This window comes from Acinetobacter sichuanensis (assembly GCF_003024515.2).
GTDB classification, from domain to species: domain Bacteria; phylum Pseudomonadota; class Gammaproteobacteria; order Pseudomonadales; family Moraxellaceae; genus Acinetobacter; species Acinetobacter sichuanensis.
In genome coordinates this window covers 1-984 of sequence record NZ_PYIX02000173.1, presented here as the reverse complement: position 1 = coordinate 984, position 984 = coordinate 1, and the positions used below count along the sequence as shown (strand labels likewise).

The 984-nt window shown below is 39.8% G+C and carries 1 protein-coding gene and 1 pseudogene; both read left to right on the top strand.

The genetic code is table 11. From position 1 onward, the window contains the following. A partial coding sequence (locus C9E89_RS22820) for a DUF4055 domain-containing protein (RefSeq protein WP_116746714.1) occupies positions 1 to 585 on the top strand: 585 nt, incomplete at its 5' end. Further along, a pseudogene (locus C9E89_RS22815) lies at positions 551 to 984 on the top strand (phage head morphogenesis protein); the annotation flags it as partial. The gene C9E89_RS22820 and the pseudogene C9E89_RS22815, both read left to right, overlap by 35 nt.

The window sequence follows — 984 nt, the reverse complement described above, 5'->3', positions numbered from 1 at the left end:
CAGTACCGAATGGTTAAGGAGAGTGGTGCAGCAGTCGGGAGTCGTGCAGGTATTCCTACTGATGCAAAAATGGTTCAGGCAGAAAAGAACGGCTTAGCATATGAGCGCATGAATGATAAATGGAATCAGATGAAGGAACTCGGTGCACGTTTGATTGAAGTTGGATCTGCAAATAAAACAGCGACACAATCTGAAAATGACAATTCTGTACAGCACTCAGTTTTATCTTTGATTGTTGCTAATGTATCAGAGGCTTTTACTAACGCGCTGCGTTGGTGTGCCAAGTTTGCAATGGCAAGTCATGATTTAAAGGTCGATAAACTCAGCTTTACGATTGCTCAGGACTTTAATAAGCCAAAATATGATCCAACGCGCTCCAAGTTAATTTATGAAGCGTGTCTTGCTGACGAGTTGCCAATGTATGTTTGGTATCACTACGAGCAAACAGGTACTTTCCCAGAGGATAAATGGGAAGATATCGAAAAGAAAATTGAAGAATATCGTATGAGTAAGCCTTTAGGTGGATATCAACCTTATCAGGGTGTAAATGATGGACAAGAAGGAAATACAACAAGCAATTCTTGATGCTTTGAATCAGCATAATTCTTATCTACAGCGTTTATCTTCTTCTGCAATCAATGAGCTGCTTAAAAAGTTTGATGGCTATTCTTTGGAAATGTTGACCAAGCTTAGAGCGTTATTGGACGACTTAACTGAAGCTGAAAAAACGATTTTAATGAGTGGGAAATACAGCACGGCATCATTAAAAGAGCTTCAGAGTGTCATGGCGAGTTGGCAACAAGCAATCGCAATGAATTTACCACAATTGCTTGATGTATCGATGGTTGCTTTGGCGACCTATGAAGCGGCTTATATTTATAAACTCGCAAATAAAGATGCTCCAGCAATCAGTGGTGAATCTTTACTGAAGAAAGCTAAGAAAGCACCTTATGCAGGTGGTCAATTAATCGATCATATCTTTCC